Annotated in this window: 21 protein-coding genes; 8 read left to right on the forward strand and 13 right to left on the reverse strand. The window is 38.3% G+C overall.

Annotated features, from left to right (window positions below; all coding sequences use genetic code 11):
- Positions 1-47: 47 nt before the first annotated feature.
- On the reverse strand, positions 48-5,669 hold the full coding sequence (locus QI031_RS09365; protein WP_281484908.1) for a trifunctional serine/threonine-protein kinase/ATP-binding protein/sensor histidine kinase: 5,622 nt from the start codon (positions 5,667-5,669) through the stop codon (positions 48-50).
- Positions 5,670-6,329: 660 nt separating this feature from the next.
- Positions 6,330-6,968, reverse strand: coding sequence for a response regulator (locus QI031_RS09370; protein WP_281484909.1), 639 nt, complete (start codon positions 6,966-6,968; stop codon positions 6,330-6,332).
- Positions 6,969-7,227: 259 nt separating this feature from the next.
- Between QI031_RS09370 and lipA the strand changes: the two genes are divergently transcribed.
- On the forward strand, positions 7,228-8,133 hold the full coding sequence (gene lipA, locus QI031_RS09375) for a lipoyl synthase (RefSeq protein ID WP_281484910.1): 906 nt from the start codon (positions 7,228-7,230) through the stop codon (positions 8,131-8,133).
- Between the two features lie 220 nt (positions 8,134-8,353).
- Positions 8,354-8,491 carry a photosystem I protein PsaX gene (gene psaX, locus QI031_RS09380; protein WP_281484911.1) on the forward strand — a complete coding sequence of 46 codons (138 nt, stop codon included), beginning with the start codon at positions 8,354-8,356 and terminating at the stop codon, positions 8,489-8,491.
- 22 nt (positions 8,492-8,513) lie between these two features.
- Here psaX and QI031_RS09385 read toward each other — a convergent pair whose 3' ends face one another.
- On the reverse strand, positions 8,514-9,380 hold the full coding sequence (locus tag QI031_RS09385) for a branched-chain amino acid ABC transporter permease (protein WP_281484912.1): 867 nt from the start codon (positions 9,378-9,380) through the stop codon (positions 8,514-8,516).
- A 184-nt stretch (positions 9,381-9,564) separates the two neighbouring features.
- Here QI031_RS09385 and hrmK point away from each other — a divergent pair, with 184 nt between their 5' ends.
- Complete coding sequence (gene hrmK, locus QI031_RS09390) at positions 9,565-11,361, forward strand: hybrid histidine kinase/response regulator HrmK (protein WP_281484913.1); 1,797 nt, start codon at positions 9,565-9,567, stop codon at positions 11,359-11,361.
- Between the two features lie 352 nt (positions 11,362-11,713).
- Here hrmK and QI031_RS09395 read toward each other — a convergent pair whose 3' ends face one another.
- Together QI031_RS09395 and QI031_RS09400 are read right to left on the reverse strand one after the other, a co-directional pair.
- A complete protein-coding gene (locus QI031_RS09395; RefSeq protein WP_281484914.1) occupies positions 11,714-12,157 on the reverse strand; it encodes a type II toxin-antitoxin system VapC family toxin in 444 nt (147 codons plus the stop codon).
- Positions 12,145-12,384, reverse strand: a complete 240-nt coding sequence (locus QI031_RS09400; RefSeq protein WP_281484915.1) for a hypothetical protein — start codon at positions 12,382-12,384, stop codon at positions 12,145-12,147. The genes QI031_RS09395 and QI031_RS09400 overlap by 13 nt, the downstream gene beginning before the upstream one ends.
- A gap of 502 nt (positions 12,385-12,886) precedes the next feature.
- Here QI031_RS09400 and larE point away from each other — a divergent pair.
- Complete coding sequence (gene larE / locus QI031_RS09405) at positions 12,887-13,711, forward strand: ATP-dependent sacrificial sulfur transferase LarE (RefSeq protein WP_281485973.1); 825 nt, start codon at positions 12,887-12,889, stop codon at positions 13,709-13,711.
- On the opposite strand, the gene QI031_RS09410 is transcribed toward larE, so the two are convergent.
- Positions 13,704-14,066, reverse strand: a complete 363-nt coding sequence (locus tag QI031_RS09410) for a DUF4864 domain-containing protein (RefSeq protein WP_281484916.1) — start codon at positions 14,064-14,066, stop codon at positions 13,704-13,706. The genes larE and QI031_RS09410 overlap by 8 nt on opposite strands.
- Positions 14,067-14,085: 19 nt before the next feature.
- Positions 14,086-15,156, reverse strand: coding sequence for an SGNH/GDSL hydrolase family protein (locus tag QI031_RS09415; protein ID WP_281484917.1), 1,071 nt, complete (start codon positions 15,154-15,156; stop codon positions 14,086-14,088).
- A gap of 263 nt (positions 15,157-15,419) precedes the next feature.
- On the opposite strand from QI031_RS09415, the gene QI031_RS09420 reads away from it, so the two are divergent.
- Positions 15,420-15,704, forward strand: a complete 285-nt coding sequence (locus tag QI031_RS09420; protein ID WP_281485974.1) for a DUF2470 domain-containing protein — start codon at positions 15,420-15,422, stop codon at positions 15,702-15,704.
- 7 nt (positions 15,705-15,711) lie between these two features.
- Here QI031_RS09420 and QI031_RS09425 read toward each other — a convergent pair whose 3' ends face one another.
- The 5 genes from QI031_RS09425 to QI031_RS09445 form a co-directional block, all read right to left on the reverse strand.
- Entirely contained in the window at positions 15,712-16,503 is a 792-nt protein-coding gene (locus tag QI031_RS09425; protein WP_281484918.1) for a Tab2/Atab2 family RNA-binding protein, read from the reverse strand.
- A gap of 43 nt (positions 16,504-16,546) precedes the next feature.
- The gene (locus QI031_RS09430; RefSeq protein WP_281484919.1) at positions 16,547-16,705 is read right to left on the reverse strand and encodes a hypothetical protein; all 159 of its coding nucleotides are present in this window, start codon (positions 16,703-16,705) and stop codon (positions 16,547-16,549) included.
- A gap of 530 nt (positions 16,706-17,235) precedes the next feature.
- Positions 17,236-18,084: an S-formylglutathione hydrolase gene (fghA, locus tag QI031_RS09435; protein WP_281484920.1), complete on the reverse strand. Its 849-nt coding sequence runs from the start codon at positions 18,082-18,084 to the stop codon at positions 17,236-17,238.
- Positions 18,085-18,165: 81 nt separating this feature from the next.
- On the reverse strand, positions 18,166-21,282 hold the full coding sequence (locus QI031_RS09440; RefSeq protein WP_281484921.1) for a GAF domain-containing protein: 3,117 nt from the start codon (positions 21,280-21,282) through the stop codon (positions 18,166-18,168).
- A 292-nt stretch (positions 21,283-21,574) separates the two neighbouring features.
- Complete coding sequence (locus QI031_RS09445) at positions 21,575-21,796, reverse strand: DUF4327 family protein (RefSeq protein ID WP_281484922.1); 222 nt, start codon at positions 21,794-21,796, stop codon at positions 21,575-21,577.
- Between the two features lie 714 nt (positions 21,797-22,510).
- Here QI031_RS09445 and glpK point away from each other — a divergent pair.
- The 3 genes from glpK (at position 22,511) to rph (ending at position 25,854) form a co-directional block, all read left to right on the forward strand.
- Positions 22,511-23,995, forward strand: a complete 1,485-nt coding sequence (gene glpK, locus QI031_RS09450; protein ID WP_281484923.1) for a glycerol kinase GlpK — start codon at positions 22,511-22,513, stop codon at positions 23,993-23,995.
- Positions 23,996-24,024: 29 nt separating this feature from the next.
- Positions 24,025-24,909 (forward strand): mechanosensitive ion channel family protein, encoded by an 885-nt coding sequence (locus tag QI031_RS09455; RefSeq protein WP_281484924.1) that lies wholly within the window; start codon positions 24,025-24,027, stop codon positions 24,907-24,909.
- A gap of 207 nt (positions 24,910-25,116) precedes the next feature.
- The gene (gene rph, locus QI031_RS09460) at positions 25,117-25,854 is read left to right on the forward strand and encodes a ribonuclease PH (RefSeq protein WP_281484925.1); all 738 of its coding nucleotides are present in this window, start codon (positions 25,117-25,119) and stop codon (positions 25,852-25,854) included.
- Here rph and QI031_RS09465 read toward each other — a convergent pair.
- Positions 25,843-26,478 carry a PEP-CTERM sorting domain-containing protein gene (locus QI031_RS09465; RefSeq protein ID WP_281484926.1) on the reverse strand — a complete coding sequence of 212 codons (636 nt, stop codon included), beginning with the start codon at positions 26,476-26,478 and terminating at the stop codon, positions 25,843-25,845. The genes rph and QI031_RS09465 overlap by 12 nt on opposite strands.
- Positions 26,479-26,794: the final 316 nt, after the last annotated feature.

The raw sequence follows: 26,794 nt of genomic DNA on the forward strand, positions 1-26,794 counted from the left end.
TTTGATTTCTTAACCACCAAGGCACTAAGACACCAATAAGCTTAACTTTAACGCGGGATTTCAATTAAAAACTCAGTTCCTTTACCCAATTGGGAAACACAAGTTAAATGTCCCTTGTGTTTATCAACGACAATTTGATAACTAATAGATAATCCCAACCCAGTACCACTACCTATTGGCTTTGTAGTAAAAAATGGGTCAAATATTTTTTGCCGGACAGCTTCTTTCATTCCAGAACCATTATCAGCAATCTTAATTCTGACAATATGAGGATTTACTAATTCAGTGCAAATGCGAATCTGAGGTTTTGCAGTCATGTTTGCATTTACCACTGACTCTTCTAAAGCATCAATTGCATTGCTGAGGATATTCATAAAAACTTGATTTAGTTGACTTGCATAACAAGTAACTTCTGATAGTTTTCCGTATTCTTTAATGATTTCGATTTCAGAGGAATTTTGATCGGTGCTAACTTTCTTGATGCGGTGCTGTAAAATCATCAAAGTGTTGTCTATGCCTTCATGAATATCTACAGGTTTCATTTCAGCTTCATCCAAACGAGAGAAGTTGCGTAAACTCAAAACAATATTGCGAATGCGCGAACTTCCAACCTTCATAGAATTGAGAATTTTTGGTAAATCTTGTGCTAAGAAATCGATATCAATCTCCTCGGCTTTATCATCAACTAAAACAGAGGGTTGAGGATATTCTTGTTGATAGACAGCAATCAAATCTAGTAAATCTTGGACATAATCACTGGCATGAGCAATATTTCCATGAATAAAATTGATGGGATTATTAATTTCATGGGCAATTCCTGCTACCATTTCTCCCAAAGAAGACATTTTTTCGCTTTGGATCAATTGAGTTTGGGTATGCTGTAATTCCTGAAGAGTTTGTTGTAAATTATGATTTTTTTCGTTCAGTTCTGCCGTTCTAGTCGTTACTTTTTCTTCTAAAGTATGGTTGTATTCTTCCAAGCGCTCATTAGCTTGCGCCAAATTTTTATAGAGCATGGCATTCTCTAAAGATATTGCTGCTTGGGCGGTTAAGAGTTTGAGAATTTCTAGGCGATCGCGTGTAAATGCTCCCGTTGTCAAATTATTTTCTAGGTAAAGAATACCGAGTAATTTGTTTTGATTAATCATCGGGATACATAATAAACTTTTTGGTTCTTCGCGGGTAATGTAGAGATCTACTGTTAAAGAAGCTTGAGCTTTAGCATCATCAATAACTAATATTTCCCTAGTGCGTTTGACGTAATTAATCAAAGTAATGGGAACGTCATAACTAGACTCTAAGGGAATTGCTGGAAACTCGGTGTAGGTAGGTGTAAAAGTTGAGCTAGAACTGACTGCGGTAATAGTTAAATCTAAGTTATTAGCATCGCTTAAAATCAGCACACATTTAGATGCTCCGGCATTTTCCATTAAAACTTCTATTAAGGTAGAAAGTAGTTCTTCTAGCTCAATTTCTCCAGAGACTGCTTGAGAAGCTTTAATTACAGCCGCTAGGTCTAGCATGTCTGAAATGCTAGTATTAGAGCCAATTGCAGTTTCGTTCGTGCTGAGACTAGATTCAGTGCTTTCTAGAGGTATAAATGTGCTAAGTTGAGGTGTACTGCGATCGCTAGTTTGCAAGCTCAGTTTTTCTTGCTGAATAATAGCTGCAAGTAATTGAGGATAACATTTTTGCAAATCGTTCACTTTAGCTAAAGCTCCCCAGCGAACGTAAGCATAGTAAGCATCGATTAAATAAGTTTGACCAATCTTGGTTTTGCCCCATTCTAAATAGAATTTAGCGGCTAATTCGTTAGCGAGAGCTTCTTCATGAAGATACTCGTTTTCTTTAGCTAAAGAAACAGCAAGATCATAATAATCCATTGCTTCGAGATATTGACCTAAAACTCGATATCGTTCAGCCTCTACCAAATAAAACTTATGTAAATGATTTATAGGCATATAATCTGCCCATTTACGTATCTTTTCTTGATTAGCTACTACTTTAGTTAATATTTGTGTTTGTTGAGATAATTCGACATCAAGATATGTTGCTAGTAACGCCAAAGAATTGTAGAAATAGAACTGCGGAACCACAAACTGTCCGGTTCCACTAGATAAATACTGTTCTGCCTTGACAGCATTTTCTACTGCTTGAGGATAGTCGGCAAATAGATAACACAAATGCAGCTTACATAAATACAAATATAAAAGCGCAATTTGATCATTTGCTGCTAACTGAATAGCAAGACTCTGTTCCTCGTTATAAGCTTCACCAATTAAATAACAAGGATTTTGAGTAGCACCCATAATATTCAACACTGCCTGTCGATAAATTTGAATCCAATTAAGAACTCCGTTTTGTTTGAGTTGATTAGTAGCACAACCATAAGTTGTCATTTCCCGTTCAAGTTCTGTTAATTCTTTACCGCTAAAATATGAAATGTAGCAGTATGAATACAAAGAATAGGCAGCAAATTCTAAGTCTCCTGTTTCTAAAGCAGCAGAGTAAGCTGACAAAAGAGGCTTCAGAGTTTTTCTAATAGGTTCTTTCCAATGTCTGACATGAGCATTAAATGTTTGAATGACTTTAGCTTTAGTTTCTTTGAGATTAAATTGTGACAATAAGTTTACCGCTAATTTGCCAAATTGATAGCCAACTTCAATATCATTTAAGGGGCCGCAAAGCATTAATCCGTAAACAACGTATGTAAAAGCTGACAAAGGAGAATTTCCATGTTTGAGCGATAAATTGATCTGTTTCAAACAAATCAGTGGCATCAGTTCAGGCACAGTTTGATAAGCAAGAGCAATCACACGCGATAAAATACGCATCATTGCCAACGGTGCTGCTGCTGTCATCTCTGGCAAGTCAATTAAATCTTCAATGCTTTTATTTGCAAGGTTGGCATTAGTTAACTCCATTTCTTTTTGAATATCTGTCTGGCTGGGATCTTCAGGGAACTCTATCCCCAATAACTTTAAAAAAGTTAGTCCAGTCTTAACACCTTCTAGTGCTTTATTTTGCGCCCCGTATGCCTGAATAATTACTTCATAAGTCTTAACTTTCTCTAGTGGTGTATTAGCCTGTGCTAATACAACTTCTGCTAATTTCTGCATTTGCTTGAAGTTACCACTGAGATACGCCGCCTCAGTTGCAGTTTCATACAAAGCTAGGGTTAACTCATATTTACTATCCCAGCTATCATTTGCTAGCAGTTCAATCCCAATGTTTAAATACTTAATAGCAGCTGAGTAAGCTGTTGATGCTAGGGCTTTATTGCCAGCAGTCAGATTCATCGCAGCTAATTCATTACGCTTAATCTGACGAGTAATGAATTGCACTGCAATATTGAACTGATTAACTAAATCAAAAATCTTTTCTTCCCTTTCTGCAACTGGAGTGTTACTCAACAATAGTAGTCCAATTCTCAAGTGAATTGCCTTCTTTTGATCTTCAGGTATTAGAGAATAAGCAGCTTGCTGTACCCGATCATGAACAAATTTATATCTTGGTAAATGATAGTTATTAGCTGAAGATTCTGCTGATTTTTTATCATTAAATATTATTTGTTGGATATCATCTTCTGGTAAAAAATTATAAACATCTGATTGAGGTAAAACTAGCCCATTTAGTAAAGCTAGCCACAAATCTGATGCTGTATCTACGACAGATTTTTCATGAATGATCGCAATAGTTTTTAAGTCAAATTCGTTACCAATACAAGCAGCTAATTTTAAAACTTTTTGAGTATTTTTTGGCAATTTTCCTATTTGAATTGCCATAAAATCGACTACATCATCTGTAAGAGACAATATCTTAATTTTTTCGATATCATATTGCCAATAACCTGCTTCAAAATTTAATGTTACTAGCCCATCTTCATATAAAGATTTGAGAAATTGGGTTGCAAAAAAAGGATTGCCTTTAGTTTTAGCAAATACCATTTGTGTTAGAGAAACAGTAATTGTCTCTCGACAATGAAGCGCATCTGCAATTAAATGATTTAAATCAGTTTGACTTAATGGTGCAAGATTTATTGTATGAACATTGGCTTTAGTTTTGGCAATTTCTTTAAGTGTTAAATATAGGGGATGAGCATTAGAAACTTCGTTATCTCTATAAGCTCCAATTAGTAATAAATTACCATGATTTGTAACTATATTTTCCCTTTCATCAACAAAAGGAGAAGATGTATTTTCACTCATTAATAACTGGATGAGTTGTAAGGAAGCCGTATCTGCCCATTGCAAGTCATCTAAAAAAATTACTAAAGGATGTTCTTTCGTTGTAAAAACCCGAAGAAATTTTGGGAATAACAAATTGAAACGATTTTGAGCAGCACTACTATAGAGTTCTGTAACTAAAGGTTGCTTGCCAATAATTTTTTCAAGTTCGGGAATTACATTAGTAATTACAGAAGCTTGTGTACCTAATGCCAATAAAACTTTAGCTTTCCATTGTTGAATTTGAGCATCACTTTCAGAAAGTATCTGTCCAATTAAATCTCGAAATGCTTGTACTAATGCAGAGAAGGGAATATCACGTTGGAATTGATCAAATTTTCCCTTAATAAAGTAACTACGCTGTCGTACAATAGGTTTATGAATTTCATTAACTACAGCAGTTTTGCCAATCCCAGAGAAACCTGCAACCAATATCATTTCAGTTTTACCACTGGTTACACGGTCAAAAGCAGCAAGCAAAGTTTCAACTTCATGTTTACGACCATAAAGTTTTTCAGGGATGACAAAACGATTGGAAATATCCTTAACTCCCAAATCAAAGTTTGTAATATTTCCTGTTTCTTGCCATTGATTTTGACATACTTCTAAGTCATACCTAAGACCATGAGCGCTTTGATAGCGGTCTTCGGCATTTTTCGCCATCAATTTGCTAATAATCTCAGATAAAATCGGGGGTATATGAGAGTTAACACGATTTGCTTTTGGCGGTTCTTTAGCAATATGAGAGTGAACCAACTCCATTGGTTCCGTCGCACTAAAAGGCAACTGTCCAGTCAGAAGTTCAAAAAAGGTAATACCCAAAGAATAAAAATCAGTACGATAGTCGATACCTCGGTTCATCCGTCCAGTTTGTTCGGGAGAAATATAAGCTAAAGTACCTTCTAAAACGTTGGGATTGGTAAGAACTTGAATTTCTTTAGGTAAAAGAGTGGCAAGACTAAAGTCAATAAGTCTGATATCATTTGTCACAGGATGAATCAGAATATTAGCGGGTTTGACATCTTTGTGAATGATACGATGGCGATGTAGTCCCTCTAGGGTAGAAGAAATTTCAATAGCAATGTGAAAAAACTCGTTTAAAGAAACAGGAGATCCTACCGATTTTTGCTCTTTTCGTCGCCAATCTTTCAGTGATATACCACCAAAATCGTCCATCACTAAAACATAGCCATTACGGTAGCTTTCTAAGCTATAAGGTTTGACTATTCCCGGTAAATCCAGGTTTTTGGTAATAGTGTACTGATTACGAAACTGAGCAATTTCAATAAAGGTAGGATATTCATTTCGCATCAGTTTAAGAATAACTGATCGCTGATCTTTTTCTCTGATACCCCGATAAACGAGAGTTTTGCTACCTGAATATATTTGCTCAGTAATTTGATAGCCCAGTATAGGATAAACAGTATCTAGTACTACTGACATTGCTGCTGATACTCATAATTTTATTTCTATAGTTAAGTATTCCCATCACTGGTCAGCCACTATCATGAAAAATCCAAAAGTTTCTATGCAGTATGTTTAGTTTATTAATTTAAACTACATAGTTTTAAATAAAATTATGTGGGTGCTTTTAAAATAAAATAGATATAATACTATCCATAAAATTAAAATCTACTAGCTTACACTATAAAATAGTGAGCAGAGTTGAAATTTACTTAAGATATAGCTTTTTCATGTATATCCAATCTGAAAACCCAAATATTTTTATTTTAAGTATATCTGAGGCAACCATAGTAAAAATGAGTATTTTTACTATGGTCACTCAAATAAATATTTGTCTACTTTAAAGTGCGATCGCATCTATTAAATCTCTCTATAGTTGTGAAAAATAAGGAAGGTCTTACTTTCAAACCAGAGTTACATATTAGTGCTATTTGTTTTTGTCTGTTTTTAATTTCTTGGCAATAACTATTTCTACACACCTTTACTTTAATAACCGTTTTCAAAATCATCAGATTAAAGGTGATAAAAAGCATAAGCTGTTGTGCATTTAACTTGCATGAAAGCAGGACTGAAGTCCTTACTACAAGCGAATCATTCTGGGAAAATGAATGACGACGATTAGCTTAGTCAGCACTTATGCTACTTAATTTTCTGTTTAATAAAAGTCACAACTTGAGTTAGCTGTTTCTTCAAACCATCGATTTCTGCTTGCATTTTGACAATTTTCTCATTTAGCGCCTCAATTTCTGCCGCAGAAACTGTCGCAGCATCAGAGGTTGCCATAGTGCCATTTGCAGCACCATTGGTAATACTCACAGTCGTTGTTGAGCCATTTGTGGCGGCAATGGCTGCCACTGTACCATTTTTAGTGGCAAAAGCTGCTACTGGTTCTTGGCGCGGCTGTTTAGCCTTTGCCATTGCTGACTTAATTGCACCAATGAGTTGCTTTTGGTCAAAAGGCTTACCAAGAAAATCAAAATATTGAAAAGGTTCTGGGAGTTTTTCCGTCACCTCTTCCTTACGACCAGACATGATTACCAAAGGAATCTTTCTTAACTCAGGATGAGCTTGAACTTGTTGGAAAACTTCCCAGCCACTCATTTTAGGTAACAGGAAATCCAACATAATTAAGCTGAGTTTTTCCTGGCGGATAAGATTTAGTCCTTCTAGACCGTCTTTTGCTTCTAATACCTCAAAGTTGCCTGGAGGCAACATTTCTCTGACTTTTACCCTGACAACTGTAGTGTCATCGATAACTAAAATTTTGTTACTTGCCACAACTGATTTCTCTAACAGAAAATTTAAGTGTAAATAGCGGTTTTAGCGCTTGACCTTGAGAATGCTCCCACTATATCCAACATTATTGTTGATTGGGGGATAGTATATTTCGGTATAAATCTCATTATTATAAGTGTTTTATAAAACCCTTACTTGTGTAGTTCTGAATTTATGTCATGGTGATATTTAAGGCTGTAACCTGACTATAAGGTATAGGAAACTCGCCCTACAGCACCTTTGAATCTTGCTTTAGATGTATATGAACTCGTCACAATCAGCCCAACTCAGGTCAGAAATTACGGCAATGCCTGACTGGTTACGTCGTCCTATTGGCAAAGCTAGTGAGATCTCCACAGTACAACGCATTATTAAGCAGCGCCAAATTCACACAATTTGCGAAGAGGGACATTGCCCCAACCGAGGGGAATGCTATGCCCAAAAAACCGCAACTTTTCTATTGATGGGACCAACCTGCACACGTTCTTGTGCGTTTTGTCAAGTAGATAAAGGTCATGCACCAATGCCTGTTGATTTAGAGGAACCGCAAAAAGTAGCAGAGGCAGTACAGCTTTTGGGATTACGTTATGTTGTGCTAACCTCTGTCGCCCGTGATGACTTGCCAGATCAAGGAGCAGGTCATTTTGTGAAGACAATGGAAACTATCCGCCAGTTAAACCCAGAAACTCAAATTGAAGTGCTAACACCAGATTTCTGGGGTGGTGCTGGTGCTGGAGAAAAAGGTCAACGCCAACGAATAGCTACGATTGTCCAAGCCAAGCCAGCTTGTTTTAATCACAATGTTGAGACGGTGCAACGGCTAACAGACCCAGTGCGTCGAGGAGCGAAATATGATCGCTCACTGCGGGTGCTTTCTGTAGTCAAAGAAATAAATCCGACTATCCCCACCAAATCAGGTTTGATGTTGGGACATGGAGAAACAACAGCAGAAGTGATCGAAACCATGAAAGATTTAAGGAAAGTAGGGTGCGATCGCCTGACTATTGGTCAATATATGCGCCCCTCCCTAAAACATCTACCAGTTCAAAAATACTGGACACCAGAGGAATTTAATGCGCTTGGCAGCGTAGCATGGGAAATAGGATTCAACCACGTCCGTTCCGGGCCTCTGGTTCGTAGTTCTTACCATGCAGGTGAAGAGGGATGAGGGTCAGGGAGGCAGGGGAGGCAGAGGGAGCAGGGGAAGCAGGGGAAGTCAAGAAAACAATGCCCCACCCATGCCCAATGCCCACTTGCCCTGAGCGCAACCGAAGGGATGCCCAATTTCCAATTTCCAATTCAACTACACAAATATTCTTAAAGAATCTGGCTAATTGGTACGCCTGTTTGGTATTTCTTAAAAAGTCATGACATTAAGGAGAACGCTTATGACCGCTAAAAGCAAAAGTTCCGCAGTAGCTGACACTGGAGCTAAACCTCCCTACGCCTTTCGTACGGGTTGGGCAATACTGCTGTTAGCTATCAACTTTTTGGTAGCGGCTTATTATTTCCACATCATCGAATAATTTAGAAGTGGAATGGTGCTGCTCAAATCGTCCCTTTAAATAAACCCTTGGGGCGAATAAGCAGCACCAAAATCATAATTAACAGTGCTATACCCTGTTTGTACTGAGAACCCAACCAGATAGTACTAACTTCCTGGACAATGCCAATAATAAAAGCTGCAATAATTGCTCCGTAAGGATTGCCAATGCCGCCCAAAATCACGGAAGCGAACAAAGGCAAAATCAAAAACCACCCCATATTCGGGCGTACAGCCGTAATCAATCCGTACATGCTCCCACCCAAGGAAGTAAATATACCAGCTATCAGCCAAGTCCAGAAGATAACTTGGTCTACATTAATCCCAGAAACCCTAGCTAAATCTAAATCGTCAGCAACTGCTCGCATTGCTTTACCGATTTTAGTGTTTTGCAGCAGGTAGTGTAAGGCTAAAATTGCCAGCACTGCTAACCCTAATACCAACAATTGGTTTTGTGGCACTTTTACGCCCCAAATATCCAAAGCAGAGGTAACAGGCACATTGTAATTTTGATTCTTGCCGCCCCAGACTAAGATAATGCCATTGCGGAGGAATAAGGCCAGTCCAATGGAAATAATAATCAATGTAGTAGAACTAGCACGGAGGTCGCGCATCCTTGACCACAGCAACTTTTCGGACAACAGCATCATTACCACTGTTCCTATTGCCGCCAGAACCATTGATAGCCAAATATTTATCCCTACAGCATTTACTAACAGAGTTAAATAAGCTCCTAAAGTGAGAAAATCTCCGTGGGCAAAGTTAGATAACCGTAAAATTCCGTAGGTAAGAGTCAGTCCTACTGCTGCTAGAGCAATAATGCTACCTACAGCAATCCCATTGACAATTAGTTGAATGAGTTGTGTATCCATAGTTTTAACTAGATAAGTTGCTCTCAATAAATTTTAGGTAAGTGATTTTACAGAATAATATTCAGCAGGGCGTAGGTTACAATAGACACTACAAAATATGTTTACAAATAGCAAAAAAATGTGAGTTAATATACATGGGATCCTTTTTGTGTAACACTAAATTTGTTCAGCGGTCTAGTTGACCATGCAGCAGTATTCAAGCTTACCAGAACAGAACTCACAGATAGATATAACGCCAACACCTTTAATAAAAATCCAGCAACTTCGTACTGAATTATGGCTGGAACGTAGTCTAAATCGGTTGCAAAATCGCCTGAATGATTGCCTACTTGGTGCTGGTGACACAGGTTTACAGGTAAAGAAAGCCACAGAAACGGAAATTTTCCAAATTGTGGTGCAGGAACTCGACATTGCTTTGAATAATAGTAAAGTGGCGATCGCACTATTTCAACCAGAAAAAACAGTTGCTCAAGTTTGCTGTGTTTCTCGTTCGCCATCCTTGGCAGAGGTAATGCCCAAAAAAGCCAAACAGTTACCCTTGAGATTGCAAGAGTTAATAGAACTCAAAGATTTACAGCAGCTGGAGAATCAACAACCACCTAGTGCTTGGCGTTTGACTGATGCTGCTGGCGGCGTTATCGGCTGGATAATTGTTACTACAATATCCCCCAGTTCTGATTGCAAAACCGTTACAGCTTTAGAAACTCAACTGCGATCGCAATTAATTACAAAATCTGTCCAACACTGTATTAATGCAATAACACAACTAAGGCAAATACAATATTGGCAACAACAGTCTGAGCAATTAGACAAATTTAATCAACAACTAGAGCGCACCAATCAACTTAAAAACCAGTTTTTGGCAAATACTAGTCATGAAATTCGCACACCGCTGAGTTCTATTATCGGTTTTACCCAGTTGCTCTTAGCCCAAGGCTACGAGCCAAGTCGAGAACGCCATCAAGAATATTTAAATATAATTCAGTCTAGCGGTAAGCATCTATTAGCATTAATCAACGATATTTTAGATCTCTCCAAAATTGAAGCTAACCAGCTAGAAGTGCAGTGGGAAATAGTGAACGTGCCAGATCTTTGTCGTAATGTTTTGGCATTAGTAAAAGAAAAAGCCGCTAACAAAGGTTTAAAACTTTGTCTAGAAATAGACTCTGATATTACAACCTTGGTTGCTGATTCGCTACGACTAAAGCAAATGCTGTTAAACTTACTATTTAATGCCCTGAAGTTTACCAGCACAGGTACTGTTGGCTTACAAGTCATAAATAAAGGTCTATTTGTACATTTTCGAGTTTGGGATACAGGCATTGGTATTTCTCAAGAAGACCAAAAACAACTATTTAAACCTTATTTCCAAATTGCCAACTCTGTAGCCAATCGCAGTGAAGGTACTGGTTTAGGCTTAGTGGTAACTCAAAAACTTGCTGAAATTCATAATGGTTACGTCGAGGTAGAATCTGAAGTTAATCACGGTTCACGTTTTACCATCATTCTTCCTCTCACACCTTTTAAAGAAGTGGTGAAAAATGAAATAAAAATAGTAGAGATAGTAGATAAAATAACTAGTTATTCCTTAAAGATTTTATTAGTTGAAGATGATTTGCCTAATGGCCAATTAATGCAAAGCTATCTGAATAAATTGGGATATCAGGTGACTTGGGTAAATAATGCCGTCGAAATGTGGCAAGCTCTCACACAAATCAACCCAGCCGTAATTTTAATGGATGTAAAACTATCAGATGAAAATGGACTGAATTTGGTGCAACAGCTGCGAGAAAATCAGCAGTATTACCAAATTCCGGTAATTGCCCAAACGGCAATGGCAATGAAAGGCGATCGCGAAACTTGTTTAGGTGCTGGAGTGAATGACTATATTTCTAAACCTATTGACTTACCACTATTAGCCAGTTTAGTTGCCAAATATAGTCAATTACCAAAATCAAAATCATCAGAAGATAATGAATAATTTTTTTTCATATCGCTCTTCCATCACTCTAAGCAGAGGAAAATAATAAATCCTCTCCTTCGTAAGGTTCTGGGATAGCACCTCGCATTCGATTCATCAACGCCATTAGTATTAAAAAGCCAATAGATAAATGAGAAATTGGAAAAACCTTAAGTCAAAGTTTAAGTAAAATAAAAAATTGGTAAGTTTGAATAACTAGTTTTGCGTGTAAAGTTCCTTTTGTATAAACGTGGACATGAGTAAAAAATAACCTACCGCAAAATGTGCCGCTTCTGTTGAGTCGAGAATGCGTTTAATTTGGTCTACTAATTTTTTTGTTACGGTTGTCTATAATATTGTGGGTAGGCATTGTTCAAGATGCTAAAACTTCACTGAGGATAACAACAGGTAAACCCGGAGCATTACGAAAGCCTTTATCGTTGGTGATAAATTGGTTGCAAGTAACAGATAAAGCTGTAGCAGCATGAATAGCATCGGGTGTTTTGAGGTTACTTGTAGCCCGAAGATTAGCAGCTTGTCGCAGTATTGATTGACTAATAGTAATTAACTGCACTTGAGATGATAATAATAGTTCCTCATAGTCTGCTACTAAAAAATTGTTACCATTACGCAATGGAACAATTAAAACCTCCATTAATATTAGTTCGCTGCTAATGATTTGAATTTCCCCTGCGTAAAACTTAGACCATAGTGGTTGCAGCAAAGAATAATAGTCTGGATTACCTTCAATAGTATAAATAACCACCGAAGTATCTATATAAATAGAGCCACTTGTTGCAAGTACTAGCTTTCCCATGATAAGCGTTCTTCTTGTAGTTGTCTGTCTATATCCTCAGCAGTTCGAGAAGGGTGTCTCCTACGGCTTTCTTCTATAATGTTCAGTACAGAACGACGCTTTGGTTCAGCTTTTTCTGGTAAAATCACAAATACATCAACGCTATCGCCAATTTCAGCTTCGGGGATTTCAATTTCTATTTTGTTTCCTGGTAAAACTTTGGTTGTGATACGTAAAGCTGATTGCATGGCTTTTCCCTCAAAATTTCTTAATACTGTAGGCGAGATTGTTATTTTCTATTGTCCTACAGTCCATAGAGGTCGGCGACTCGCTCATTTATTTCTTTCTCCCATGCTTCACACTCTAGACCTTTTGCATTGAGGCATTTTTGGACTAGTTTAGATATTACTTGGCGATCAGTAGTTGAAGCGTTGGGACTTTCTACTTTCTTAAAAGTTTTATGATACTCTCTGAAAAATTGCTGAGTGACATCTTCAAGATCAAACGCTTCATCATGACGTGTTTGAATATCTAACGGTGATGCATCTGGAATGCTTTCTCAATCCAACAGACTGATTCTTTCTGTTGCGGTGCGTAATTGTTCCCCTTCTCCAACGGTAATGCGGCGGAATAATCTTCGTTTTTGAGGTGAACTGTCATACTTAACATTCAGAAAGTGCCAGCACGATTGTGACTTATTGGAAAATACAAATAAAGCGTATGAATGTTCTTGTAAAAGATAAAGAAATTATGTTAATCGAAAAATTAAACCAATTACAAGCTTTATTTGCAGAAATGGAGCAGGCCTTAATTGCTTACTCTGGGGGCGTTGATAGTACTTTGGTAGCTAAGATTGCTTACGATGTGCTAGGCGATCGCGCTTTGGCAATCACAGCGATTTCTCCTTCGTTGTTACCTGAAGAGCTGGAAGATGCCAAAATTCAAGCTGCAACTATTGGCATTTCTCATCAAATCGTTCAAACTCACGAGATGGAAAATCCCAATTACACTTCTAACCCTGTCAATCGCTGTTACTTTTGCAAAAGTGAATTACACGATACTCTCAAACCTTTAGCTTTAGAGTTGGGTTATCCTTATGTGGTAGATGGGGTGAACGCCGACGACTTACACGATTATCGCCCAGGAATCCAAGCAGCTAAAGAAAGAGGTGCGCGATCGCCTTTAGCAGAAGTTGGTGTCACTAAAGCTGAAGTCCGTCAACTTTCACAACAATTAGGATTACCTTGGTGGGACAAACCCGCCCAACCTTGTCTGAGTTCCCGCTTTCCTTACGGTGAAGAAATTACTGTAGCCAAGTTGCAACGAGTAGGTAGAGCAGAGATTTACCTGCGAAAGCTGGGTTGGCAAAATTTACGTGTGCGTTCTGAAGGCGATACAGCACGTATTGAATTACCGCCAGAACAAATTCAAGATTTTGTATTAATGACTGATTTGCCAACAATAGTTTCGGCATTTCAAAAGTTAGGATTTATCTATGTAACTTTAGATTTAGAAGGTTATCGTAGCGGTAAATTAAATCAGGTTTTGCATCAACAAGCCTTGAGCGTTAAATAATTTCAGCTTCCACAGAAACAAGAAAGCAGCCGTTAATCTTCCAAGTATCATCTGGCTGTTTTTCCATCAAATATAAAGCTCTCAGGGGAACACCATGAGGGCTAAGTAGCAATACTGACTGAGTAATATTGCCTTGGATAGTTGTAATCTTCTCAAAAAAGATAGAACGAGGACGATACACGGCTGGGTAGCTGATTCTGACCATCTGCATAAATTTTTCAGCAGTCAAAAATTGCTTCTGGATTCCGGGACTGGCAAAGGCAAAAGCACCTTGAGCATCGTCTTTTTGAAAAGCTGCTAATTGGCGTTCAATTACAAAACGTATGGCGACGGAATCGCTATCAGTAACTTTCATAAATTTAAACTGCGATCGCTCAATTTTCTAGCTGTGTGAGCTTGATTTCTTCTTGCTGTAATGCCCATCGCCAAACGTCATATCCTTCTTGTGATAGATGCAACCCATCTGTAGTTAATTCTGGACGCAAGTTACCTTCAAAATCTGTAAACCAATTATAAATATTTAGATAATTAGCTCCTTCTTGCTTGGCAATCAAAGCTAATTGTATATTGATGCCACGAATGCGGCTATTAGGAATTTTTGTGAGGCGAGTAGGCAAAATTGATTGAACAATAATTTTAGTTTTTGGATGACTCTGCCGTAGACTGCGGATAATTCGGCGGTGATTACGCAAAATCGTGTCATCACTAGTACCTTTGCGTAAGTCGTTAATCCCAGCCATGATGTAAATGACATCTGGTCGTGTTGCCGAAAATGCTCCTAATCTTTTTAAAATTCCTTCAGAAGTATCTCCAGATATGCCTTGATTTAGCCACAATTTCCCAGTAGGTAATTTTTGTCTGGGAAACCACAAACTCAAAGAGTCACCAACTAAAATACTGAGATGATTTTCACCTTGACCTTGGGTAATTGCTTTAGCTTCTAAAATTAATAAACTTTTCCAGTCTTCATAAGTGAGTTGACGTTGATTGACTGACTCCCATGATGATTGTACGCGATCGTCATCCATGCCTGTATAAATCTGTCCTGTTTTCAGAGCAGCCAATCTTTGGTAGTAAAGTTGATTGCCAGATGTCAGTGAGATGTAAGGCTGTTGGTAGCCACGGTTAAGTAATGGCTCTATTGGCTGTGGTAATTCTTGGCTATCAAATTCTGGTAAGGAGGTATCGGAACTAGAGATATTTTTCTGAGCTGCTGCTGCTGGTTGTAAAGTATCTGGAGGTAGCAACATCTGCCCACTAAATTCTGCTAAGGAGATATCAAAGCTGGGAACATGTTTGTTATCTACTGTTGGTTGCGAATTATTTTGTAAATTTGATAGGAATTTAGTACTTTCTGGGATGATAATCGACACCTGTGGAAGAGCCGATGTTGGTAATACTAATCCTGTTAACAAACTTGCTGCCAACAGATAAGGGTCCCTCATCGCTTTGTTTATCCTCTACTTACTGCTTTTTCTTATGACAGTATCAATTACCTGTATTCGGGAAAATTTTACTACTGCTAAGTTATTATTTTTATTTAAACTGTATAGCTCTGTAAAGCGGGTTAACCAGATTATGTTTGACAATTTACAATTTCTTTAAAGCATATTTTGACCGATGATGTTGCTAGGATAATGAAAACCTGCAAGTCCGATCTAGATTAGCTTAAAATTTACTTAGTTGTTTTATGACCAAAAACCCCAAAATGTCTGAAGAGTTTTCTGCTGAAATTAGCTCCCGCATCTGCAAACACATGAACGAAGATCATGCTGATGCGGTGGTTCTTTATGCTCAAGCTTTTGGCGGTGTCACAAATGCTACAACATCACAGATGCGTTCAATTGATGCTCAGGGAATGGATTTAACAGCACAAGTAAATGGAGAAGTTGTTCCAGTTCGCATTCAGTTTGATCATGTTTTGGCAGATGCAGAAGATGCTCACCAAACTTTAATTGCAATGGTGAAACAGGCACGGATTAAGGCAAAGTAGAAATCACTTAATCTTCTGCCCGTAATAACCAAAAACCACTGTAAGTCATACCAGAATCATCAGGTTGCACCAACAAAAAATGCAAACCTTGGCTTTGCTGTTTTCGCTGTTCATAAACTTTAGCAGCAGCAGTCACCTCTAAATCTTCAAAAGTCGCTACAATCCATCTATCTACTAAACCAGCTTCTAAAATTAAGCCGTCAGGCGCACCAGCTATGTAGTTTATAGCTACGGGGCGCACTGAGGCTAACCATTGGGCTAGGCGCATTGATTGCCGTCCACCATAAATTACTATGCCTGGGACTGGTAATGTTGATGCTAAACCGAGATTAATGGGTTGCAGAAATTCTGGCATGGATAAAATGGGAATAGGGCGTTCTGCAAAGATATCTACTAGTTCACCCGCTTTGAGTGTAGCAAAGCGCCATTTTTCTCCCCACAGCTTTTCTGGTAATGGTATTGGCGGTGGCTTATCCAGCGCTAAAGGATATTGTTTTTCTTGCAACCACTGCTTCAATGCCAAAGTGCGACGGGTAGGTTCGACATTAATACCTAAATTTTGTCCTGCGGTTTGAATTAAACTCAAAGATTGCGGACGAAACACTTGAATTACATCTGGTAAATTTTCACCCGCTGCTTGCTGAAGTTGAGTAGTAACCCAATCTGAGTTCGCTGCTGACTGAGGACAAGTGGCTGCATACTCAAAGCTACGAGTCGGATCACAAATCGACAACTCCCATAAAACTTGTTCAGAATCCTGTACCGGACTGCGATAAAAATCAGCTTGCCATATATGCATATAAATGAGAAATTACTGATAAGCTAAATTTAGCATTGCTCAATCAAAGTACGAATTGTGCGATCGCCTTAAGTTTGCGATCACGCAGCATCCGCAGAATATTTTCACCATACTTAAGATATAAATCCATTGAATTTTGATCGCAATGCTGCATAAACAGTTTAATTTTATTTGGTAAATTGAATAGATATAATGGTTGCAATGTCTTTTGTCAAAGTGACTGCATCATTAAACTCTTTATTTAATGGTTCTTCTTGTTTTTGCCTTGTCAAAGATTATCTCTGGTTTTTAACACTTGAGATATGTTTTTATATCAAATTTAGTTGATTTTACTTTACATTATTTATTATCTTGTTATACCAATTCTTGTTAACTTGCACTTAACAATGAAATCCTCAACTGATATCTTTGTTGGTCTAAAACTTATTTGAGTTTTTGAGATCTAGACAAAAAGTTATGTATCATTACCAAAATCATCAAAAGATGACTTGCACAAATAGCGACGCTAAAGGTGATGAATACAGGTAAATTCAACCTTTTAATTAAAATTACTGTTCCAAAACTAAAAATTATACTAGCTATAAAAGCTAATAAATTTTTACTCACAATATTCTCCTAGTTATTAAGTTATTCAGACTTAATTACTAATAAGGTATTGCTTTGGATAAATACAGTAAACAAGGTAACTGATCAAGCTATTGATGAAGTTTATTTAGATTAGTTTAATCTTCACTAAATTTTACCTAAAGCGATCGCATGGTGACGGATGTGATCTGCAATAAAACTAGCAATAAAATAATAACTGTGGTCATAACCCTCTTGGTAACGTAAAGTAAGGGGCTGTTTGACAGCCCTACAAGCCTCCTCAAACACCTCTGGCAGTAATTGTTCAACTAAAAATTTATCAGCAGTCCCTTGGTCAATCAAAATCGGGCTATGATATTGGGTCTGTTTAATTAATTCACTAGCATCATAACCACGCCAAGTTTCTTGATTAGTTCCTAAATAAAGACTAAAAGCCTTTTGACCCCAAGGACAACTTATAGGTGCAGCGATAGGTGCAAAGGCAGATACCGATTTGTATAGGTGCGGGTTTTTCAAAGCACAAACTAACGCCCCATGTCCGCCCATTGAATGACCGAAAATGCCTTGTTTGTCTGATTGTACGGGGAAATTAGCAGCAATTAAAGCAGGTAATTCTTGAACGACATAACTATACATTTGGTAGTGCGATCGCCACGGTTTCTCTGTAGCATCAACATAGAAACCTGCACCTGTACCAAAATCCCCTTCATCATCCTCACCTGCAATCCCGGTATTACGAGGGCTAGTATCTGGCACAACTAGCATTAAACCATATTCAGCTGCGTAGCGTTGCGCCCCTGCCTTTGCCATAAAATTTTCTTCAGTACAAGTCAAACCAGAAAGAAAATAAAGAACTGGTATTGATTGTTGAGTAGCTTGTGGTGGTTGATAAACGGCAAAGCGCATATCACCATTACAAGTAGAAGAAAGATGAGAGTAAAAGCCAAGTTTGCCGCCAAAACTTTGATATTCTGAAATCAGTTGGAGATTATTCATTTTTCCAGACATTCCCCCATTGGCTAGGATGCGATCGCATTTTAAGTATTTTCTGCTTATCTTAATTACGAATTAATATAACTACTTTAGGGGAATTTCGATCCAAAACTCACAGCCGTTGCCCGGTTCAGAAACACACTTAATTTGACCACCGTGTTTTTCTACAATAATTTGGTAGCTAATAGATAGCCCCAAACCAGTGCCTTGTCCAGGTTTTTTGGTTGTAAAAAAAGGTTCAAAAATACGCGATCGCAGATTTTCTGGAATCCCACAACCATTATCAGCAATACAAATCAAAATAGCTTTTTTTTCTATAACTTCTGTACAAATACAAATTTTAGGATTATCTACAACTTTTCCAGCAATTAATGAATATTCTATTGCATCAATAGCATTGTTCAGAATATTCATAAACACTTGATTGATTTGAGCTGCGTAACAGCTAATTAAAGGCAATTCTCCATATTCTTTAATTACCTCAATAGCAGGATAATTAGTCTGCGGTTGCAGTCGATGTTGTAAAATTAGCAGCGTACTATCAATACCTTCATGAATGTCAACAGGCTTTATTCCTGATTCGTCAAGTCGAGAAAAAGTACGTAACGATAACACTAATTCTTTGATGCGTTCTGCTCCCATCCCCATTGAAGTAAGAATTTTAGGTAAGTCTTCAGCAATAAAGTCTAAATCTAGTTCTGCTGCTTGTTTTTTAATTTCTGCTTTGGGCTGGGGATAGTTTTTTTGGTAAAGACGCAATAATTTAAATAAGTTTTCACTGTGTTCATTAACATAAGTGATGTTGCCGTAAATGAAACTAATTGGATTATTAATTTCATGGGCGATTCCAGCAACTAACTGTCCTAAGCCAGCCATTTTTTCACTTTGAATCAATTGACTCTGAGTTTGTTGTAATTCTTTGAAAGTCTGGGTAATTTCTTCTTTTTGACGCTGAGTTTGTTCGAGTAATTCTGCTTGTTGAACTCCCACTCCTAGTTGAGTTCCAATCTGCACCAGCAAATCTATCTCATCTTCTTGCCAATCACGGGGTTCAGTATTTTGATACGCTGCTAGTAATCCCCAAAGTTTCTCACCTGGAAAAATTGGCACAATCATATATGCTCTAGCTATTATTGGCTCAAGCAGGGCAAAATGACTCACAGAAGAATTGGTTTTGTAAATATCGTTAATCACAAGAGTTTGACCGTTAGCAAAGTCTCTTCCTTGGGTTTTTTGCAAATAATCATCAGCGATCGCAGGTATAATATCCTTTACGGATGCCCAATTTGGAGCGAATGACTCAGCCACAAATTCACCACTCCAATCAGGCCGAAAGCGATAAATCGTGACTCGGTCAACTTCTAATAATCGTTGGACTTCTTTTGTACTAGTAGCAAAGATAGTTTTCAAATCAAGAGACTGACGAATTTTTTCTATCGTTGCAGCTAAGGTTTTCTCTCTTTGTGTGGCTTTGCGTTCTCGTTCAGCGGCTTTAGCTAGTTGTTCAGCTTGCATCTGCATCTGTTTTAAAGATTCAGCTTGCTGTAATGCTATCCCTAGTTGTACGCCCACTTGCGCTAACAAATTAATTTCTTCATCTTGCCAATAACGAGGCTGAGAATTTTGATAAGCTACTAATAATCCCCATAATTTCTCACCCTGGCAAATCGGTACAAACATTTCATGACGCGCGTACTTACCTGCTGACGTTTTTTTCACAAAAAAGTGTTCTGTCTCAGATTGCGGCTTAACTAATGGCATCCAACCATCAATCATCGAATCGGCGACAAATTCGCCACTCCAGTCAGGGTAAAAACGATAAATAGCTACTCGTTCTACTTTTAGTAGTTGCAAAACTTCTTGAGTAGTAGCTTTAAAAATAGTATCGATGTCAAGAGACTGACGAATCTTCTCTACAGTTTTGGCTAGCGCCCTTTGTCGTTCTGCTGCTTTGCCAATCTCTGCGGCTTGGCTTTGCACTTGTTGTAAAAATTCTGCTTGCTGCAAAGCTACACCTAGTTGAGTGCTAACTTGGGTAAGCAAGTAAATCTCATCTTCTTGCCAATCACGGGTTCCAGTATTTTGGTAAACTGCTAGCAGTCCCCAAAGCTTTTGACCGTGATAAATGGCAATAATCATATAAGCTCTGGCTTGATAACTTTCTAGGACTTGAATGTAACAGTCACTAAAGCCAGCATTGTAGATATCATTACAAATCCGGTATACTTCACCTCTAACAAAGCGACCACCACCAGTGTCTTGTAAGTAAGTATCCATCACTGGAGTTTGAGTCAAATCTTTAACGCTGCATTCGCTAATATTTTCACTTAATTGCGATCGCTGCAATTGCTCATGCATCACAGAGTTCCAATCCTCTGTGACAGATTCAAATACAAATTCTCCACTCCAATCTGGATTGAAACGATAAATAGCGACGCGATCAACATTCAGTAGTTGTCTAAGTTCTGCGGTGCTAATGCGGAAAATGCTTTCTAAATCAAGGGACTGACGAAATTTTTCAATAGTTATAGCTATGGTTTTTTGCCATTCTGCTACTTTTTCTCTGGCTTTTGCTTGTGCTAGTTGTGCTGATTGGAGTTTTACTTGTTCTAGATAATCTGCTTGCTGCAAAGCAACGGCCAGATGTTCAGCGATAAATTGCACAAATTCAATTTCCGATGCTTCCCATTCTCTAGGAGCATCACACTGATGAATACATAGCAATCCCCATAAATCTTTACCTTTCATTAGGGGAGCCGCTACATTAGCACGAACTTGGAATCTTTCTAAAATCTGAACATGGCAATTACTAACATCAGCTTGATATATATCAGCCATTGCTTTTATGCGACCTTGCTGATACAACCCAGCAAACTCCGTAGCAAAGCAATGATCCCGCAGTTTAGCCGCTAGGGCAGAATTCCATTCTACTCCCACATCCTCATAAATAAACTCTCCTTCCCATCCCAACTCAGGATAAAAACGAAATACACCAACTCGGTCAGTTTTCAAAAGTTGGCGTACTTCAGTGACTGTAATTTTGAAGATGCTATCTATATCTAGAGACTGACGGATTCGGGCAATTACTCCAGATAAGGCTTTTTGTTTCTCATCCTGATACTGGGTAAGTTTCATTTCTGACCGAGGTTGTTGTAGCTCTAAAGTTGGTTGTATGGGTTGTGTAGTAGAAGAGTTTTCCATTCCCAGTAGGACTTTAAAATATAGAAAGTCTTTTTTTCATAATTCCCTCAGGAACTCAAAAGCTAACACAATATTAATTTGATCTATCTCAGGTAATAAGCATAAACACTTAGGCAAATTTTCAGATGCTTTCTTTAGTGCATATTTAAATTAGCCATAAAAGCGCTATTGCTGCAATTATTCCTCTTTTTTGACCTGAATCCTGGCATTTATTCGAGGTTTTTCTGTTTTGTTTTTTAACTTGTAATTGATTTAGTACACTATTGACTAGCAGTCACTTTAAGTTGACGTTTCAATCTTCTGCCCAATTTTCATCACCTAATAGGTCAATCACCCGATCTCGAAGCAAAAATTCATTTTTTTCTAGTTCTAGTTCAAAGCAAGTCCAGTCGCGATCGCAAATGTATTTGCAAAGCACGTAAATTGGTTGCTGACGGTTAACAAGTCCCTTTTTGACAAGTTGACGTGCTTCTTCTTTAATCACTTCAATGTCATATTTGATAGTAGTATCCATAGCTTGTCTCTTTGCTCCTAATCCAAGAATCAAAAGAAAAATCAATTTAGCTTTTGACTCTATCTTAAACTTATCAAAAATTTTTGACGAAATTGTGAAGAATCAAAACATTGATATTTAACAGAAAACATCTGTTATTTAAGTCTTTAGATAGACCTTTTGTGGTAAAATATGTGCAGTAAAACAAGACCGTCTTCTTCAATCTAGATATTAGTTAGTTACAGCAAAAGTCAGGAGTTTAAATCAAACACTTTAGAGCTTGATTTATTTAAATAATGTTAGCCGATTACAAATCCAAAGAGAAGAAGTAAAGAGAAATAACATTGGGCAAAAGGAAACGCTTTTAATAGTTATAGAACTCATATTTGGTTTTTGAAAAAACTTAGTACACCCCTAAATCCCTTTTTTCCTGCGATGCACTGAGTTTCGACTGCGCGGCAGTTGAGCGAAGTCGAAACTCAACTACCGCGTAGCCGAAGTGTTCCCCGTCAAGAGTTCCCTCTCTCCACAAATGAATTTAATTTTGCATGACTACTTAAGTGCGTAATACCATTAACGCTAAGAGGGTATTTGAAAAGTTGTGAAATGTTAAATTTTATACTATCCTTCTTACCCTGATGCGAATTATAGCAAGGTAAATAAACGTTTCCAATGGTTTAGAAAAACCAAAGCTAGTGCTAGTGCTTCATTACAAACAAATTTAAGATATATTTTATGACTAAATATATTCTGGCATTCGATCAAGGTACGACTAGCTCGCGCTCTATCATATTCGACCGCAATGGTAATATTGTGACCGTTGCTCAAAAAGAAATTACCCAAATATTCCCGCAGCCTGGTTGGGTAGAACATGATGCTGATGAAATTTGGTCTTCACAAATTGGTGTTGCTAATGAAGCCTTAGCTCGCATTAGTCTTAAAACTAGTGATATTGCTGCTATTGGCATTAGCAATCAACGAGAAACCACGATTATCTGGGATCGAAAAACAGGTAAGCCACTTTACAATGCGATCGTTTGGCAAGATCGCCGCACGGCTGCTGACTGCGATGAACTTAAAGCATCTGGATACGAGACAATATTCCAGCACAAAGCAGGACTAGTAATTGATGCTTACTTTAGTGGTACTAAACTTAAGTGGTTGTTAGATCATATACCTAATGCTCGTTCTCAAGCCGAGCGAGGAGAACTGGCATTTGGAACCGTCGATAGCTGGTTGATTTGGAAACTAACTCAAGGAGAACTTCATATTACCGATGTCACTAATGCTAGCAGGACATTGTTGTTCAATATTCATACTCAGCAGTGGGACGATGAACTACTGTCTATTCTGGATATTCCTCGTTACCTGCTGCCCCAAGTGCAGAGCTCATCACAAGTGTATGGTTATACATCTGAAGGTCTTTTCGGTAGCCGTATTCCCATTGCCGGAATTGCCGGAGACCAGCAAGCTGCAACATTTGGGCAAGTATCGTTGCAATCTGGCATGGCCAAAAATACTTACGGTACAGGCTGCTTTATAGTTCTAAATACAGGTAATAAACTCACACTATCCAACCACAAACTGCTGACCACCATTGCTTGGCGCATCAATGGACGAACCGATTATGCTCTAGAAGGCAGTATATTTATTGCCGGCGCAGTTGTACAATGGCTGCGTGATGGACTTGGCATTATTAAACACAGTGCAGAGGTGGAATCTTTAGCTGGCAGTGTTCCTAATAATGGTGGCGTGTATTTTGTACCTGCGTTCGTCGGTTTGGGCGCACCTTATTGGGATAGCTACGCTCGTGGCACAATTATGGGTTTAAGTCGTGGTTCAACTAGTGGCCATATTGCTCGTGCAGCCCTGGAAAGCATTGCCTATCAAACGGCTGATGTAATTGATGCTATGCGTCAAGATTCTCAGCTTGATCTTTTTGAACTGCGGGTAGATGGTGGTGCTTCTGGCAATGATCTGTTGATGCAGTTCCAAGCAGATATTTTAGGTGTGCCTATTGTTCGTCCCAAAATCACTGAAACTACTGCCTTGGGGGCAGCTTATTTAGCAGGTCTAGCTGTTGGTTATTGGGAAAGTGAAGCAGAAATTACGTCTCAATGGCAGGCCGAGAAATGGTTTGAGCCGACAATCAGCCATGATCATCGCTTAACATTACTAGATTCATGGCATCAGGCGATCGCCCAAACTCGACATAGATAATTTGTTGTTTAAAGATGATTACGGAGTATATGAATAAGTTGGTAGATACAATATCAAACAGTTTAAGAGACATACTTTCTAGTGGCATCAAAATATTACCAGGATTGCTCATAGGGCTAATTCTGGTGATATTGACTCGCTACATGGCTCAGTTTTTAGAAAGACTAGCTACTCAAGTTGGTAGACGGACAATTCGCAATTCATCCTTAAAACTATTATTATCGAAAACTGCTTATGTAACGGCCTGGGCTGTAGGGATTATAATTGCTTGTGTAGTTGCTTTTCCAGGCTTAAGTTTAGGAGACATAATTGCCACATTAGGACTGGGTTCTGTAGCAGTTGGTTTTGCTTTCCAAGATATATTCAAAAATTTCTTAGCAGGCATACTACTATTATTGCAGGAGCCATTTCGCATCGAAGACCAAGTAATTATCGGTGATTATGAAGGTACTGTAGAGCGCATCGATATCCGCACGACGAAAATTCGTACTTATCAAGGAGAGCGAGTCATAATACCCAACTCAACTGTGTTTACAAGTGCAGTACAAGTGAGGACAGCTTTTGATTATCGCCGAACAGATTTAGCAGTAGGCGTAGACTATAACACACCGCTGCCTAGAGCAAAACAGATTTTGCAGCAACTGATATCTGGTGTCAATGGGGTGTTAGAACAACCTGCTCCGGAAATCGATTTGCTTGGTTTTGGTGACAGTTCCATTGATTTTGTTGTCAGATATTGGACATCACCCCAGCAGAAAGATGTACGTCGGATTCAAACTCAAGCAGTTGTCGCTATTAAAAAGGCATTTGATGAAGCAGATATCAATATTCCTTATCCAATTCGCACTCTTTATTTCTACGATCAGCAACAATTTCAAGATTATCTTCCTAGTGCTAGCGAACAAAATAAGTAGACCGATGGAGTTTACCCAAGTAAACTAATTTCAGGTTGGGGTAGGGAGAGTAAAAAAATCGAACTGAATATGATAAAGCTTTAGGATTTGTTGTATGCTTCACGGTAATATAAAGCCGCTGTCCAATCTATGATCTCGACGAGTTGCGACACTAAGGTAATCTTAAGACAGTATTCTTCATAATATAAAAATCTTGAGGCAACTTTAATGGTTTGGCAACGTCCTGACGAGCGACAACCTTACCAACTACGTCCTGTAAGCTTTCATCAAGGCTTTACTCGCTTTGCTCCTGGTTCAGTTCTCACAAAATGTGGCGATACTCAGGTGCTGTGTACTGTCAGCATAACTGAGGGTGTACCCAAATTTTTAGCCGGAACTGGCAAAGGTTGGTTAACATCTGAGTATCGGATGTTACCTTCAGCAACCCAACAGCGGCAGGAACGGGAATTATTGAAATTATCCGGTCGGACTCAAGAAATTCAGCGTTTAATTGGGCGTAGCTTACGAGCAACGCTAGATTTTGAGGTATTAGGAGAACGTACTTTAACCGTAGATGCCGATGTCTTACAAGCAGATGCTGGCACTAGAACAGCAGCAATCACAGGGGGATTTGTAGCTTTAGCTAGTGCAATTTCACAATTGTTACAGCAAGGAATATTAGAGCGATCGCCTCTATGTGGACAAGTGGCAGCAATTTCTGTAGGTTTATTGCAGGGTGAGCCATATTTGGATTTAAACTACATCGAAGATGTGGCAGCAACAGTAGATTTAAATGTGGTGATGAATCAACACTTGGAAATCATTGAAGTCCAGGGAACAGCAGAAGAAGACAGCTTTAGCCGTACCCAATTAAATCATCTGCTGGATTTTGCCGAAAAAGGCATTCAACAATTATTGATTGCCCAACGAGAAATGATCTCTGACTGGGAGGTGCTATTTGGATAAAAAACTCCACCTACAAAGGGATAGAGTTTTTAGGCATGGCTTTTGTCGGCACTTGAGGGTTGTAACTACTCCTAGTACGCCAAGAGTTAGAAAACCGAGGCTAGATGTAGGTTCAGGGATAGATATTGGCTCAGGAACACTAGCTTTTCTAATACGAATGTAACCTCGACCAGCATCCAAAGATTGTCCAATTGCTTGAATTGTGAGCGAGTAAGAACCTGGACTAACTAAAAATGAACCACTGCTATAAGTCGGATCGGCAAAAGCAATATTTGGACCTACTTCTATGGCATCTTCTACAACTGGTACTAAAGAGGTAAAGCCAATAGAAGTGCCAAAATTAAAGACCTCAAATTGGTCTCCTTTTAAAAAATCATCTGTAATATCGATAATGGTGGGATAAGAACTACTGTAGGTAAATGGGCCTTCATCATTATCTTGATTAAGACCAGTCCAAAAGAATGCTGGAGGCGTATCAGCGGTAGCAAACCAGTCATCTTCACTCAATATATTAGCATTGGCGGTAGCATTAAACACAAAGACTGGTAGCCACAGAAAAATATTAAAAGTAAGAATACCTAAAATATTACTACTAATTTTTCTATTTTTGGCAAGACTGGACATGATAATACTGTTTAGATTAGTGAGAATCTAATACAAAATCTTTAAGCAAGATTATGTAGTAGGTTTGTTTATAAGGCACACTAAATCTCACCAGATCATTCGGTGGGAACACATCAAAGCGATGTTGATTAACGTGAGTCTTCAACAAAGGTGTACGTTAAAGTTAAGAGATAGTAGGCATAGCTTGCTTTACCTGAAGGGATAAACCAAAAAAAGTTTAATTTACACCTTCCTAGTTAATTAAAACCAAATTATCAAGCACATAACATCATCTTAGCTCCTACATGACTTAATAGCAAGGTCATTTCTCAAGGCT

The sequence above is a fragment of the Halotia branconii CENA392 genome (assembly GCF_029953635.1).
Classification (GTDB): domain Bacteria; phylum Cyanobacteriota; class Cyanobacteriia; order Cyanobacteriales; family Nostocaceae; genus Halotia; species Halotia branconii.

What these genes read in the sequence shown, in the direction of transcription:
- QI031_RS09365 (WP_281484908.1), bottom strand. Translation starts at nt 5,669, where the DNA reads ATGTCAGTAGTACTAGATACTGTTTATCCTATACTGGGCTATCAAATT.
- lipA (WP_281484910.1), top strand. Translation starts at nt 7,228, where the DNA reads ATGAACTCGTCACAATCAGCCCAACTCAGGTCAGAAATTACGGCAATG.
- psaX (WP_281484911.1), top strand. Translation starts at nt 8,354, where the DNA reads ATGACCGCTAAAAGCAAAAGTTCCGCAGTAGCTGACACTGGAGCTAAA.
- QI031_RS09385 (WP_281484912.1), bottom strand. Translation starts at nt 9,380, where the DNA reads ATGGATACACAACTCATTCAACTAATTGTCAATGGGATTGCTGTAGGT.
- hrmK (WP_281484913.1), top strand. Translation starts at nt 9,565, where the DNA reads ATGCAGCAGTATTCAAGCTTACCAGAACAGAACTCACAGATAGATATA.
- QI031_RS09395 (WP_281484914.1), bottom strand. Translation starts at nt 12,157, where the DNA reads ATGGGAAAGCTAGTACTTGCAACAAGTGGCTCTATTTATATAGATACT.
- QI031_RS09400 (WP_281484915.1), bottom strand. Translation starts at nt 12,384, where the DNA reads ATGCAATCAGCTTTACGTATCACAACCAAAGTTTTACCAGGAAACAAA.
- larE (WP_281485973.1), top strand. Translation starts at nt 12,887, where the DNA reads ATGTTAATCGAAAAATTAAACCAATTACAAGCTTTATTTGCAGAAATG.
- QI031_RS09410 (WP_281484916.1), bottom strand. Translation starts at nt 14,066, where the DNA reads ATGAAAGTTACTGATAGCGATTCCGTCGCCATACGTTTTGTAATTGAA.
- QI031_RS09415 (WP_281484917.1), bottom strand. Translation starts at nt 15,156, where the DNA reads ATGAGGGACCCTTATCTGTTGGCAGCAAGTTTGTTAACAGGATTAGTA.
- QI031_RS09420 (WP_281485974.1), top strand. Translation starts at nt 15,420, where the DNA reads ATGTCTGAAGAGTTTTCTGCTGAAATTAGCTCCCGCATCTGCAAACAC.
- QI031_RS09425 (WP_281484918.1), bottom strand. Translation starts at nt 16,503, where the DNA reads ATGCATATATGGCAAGCTGATTTTTATCGCAGTCCGGTACAGGATTCT.
- fghA (WP_281484920.1), bottom strand. Translation starts at nt 18,084, where the DNA reads ATGAATAATCTCCAACTGATTTCAGAATATCAAAGTTTTGGCGGCAAA.
- QI031_RS09440 (WP_281484921.1), bottom strand. Translation starts at nt 21,282, where the DNA reads ATGGAAAACTCTTCTACTACACAACCCATACAACCAACTTTAGAGCTA.
- QI031_RS09445 (WP_281484922.1), bottom strand. Translation starts at nt 21,796, where the DNA reads ATGGATACTACTATCAAATATGACATTGAAGTGATTAAAGAAGAAGCA.
- glpK (WP_281484923.1), top strand. Translation starts at nt 22,511, where the DNA reads ATGACTAAATATATTCTGGCATTCGATCAAGGTACGACTAGCTCGCGC.
- QI031_RS09455 (WP_281484924.1), top strand. Translation starts at nt 24,025, where the DNA reads ATGAATAAGTTGGTAGATACAATATCAAACAGTTTAAGAGACATACTT.
- rph (WP_281484925.1), top strand. Translation starts at nt 25,117, where the DNA reads ATGGTTTGGCAACGTCCTGACGAGCGACAACCTTACCAACTACGTCCT.
- QI031_RS09465 (WP_281484926.1), bottom strand. Translation starts at nt 26,478, where the DNA reads ATGTCCAGTCTTGCCAAAAATAGAAAAATTAGTAGTAATATTTTAGGT.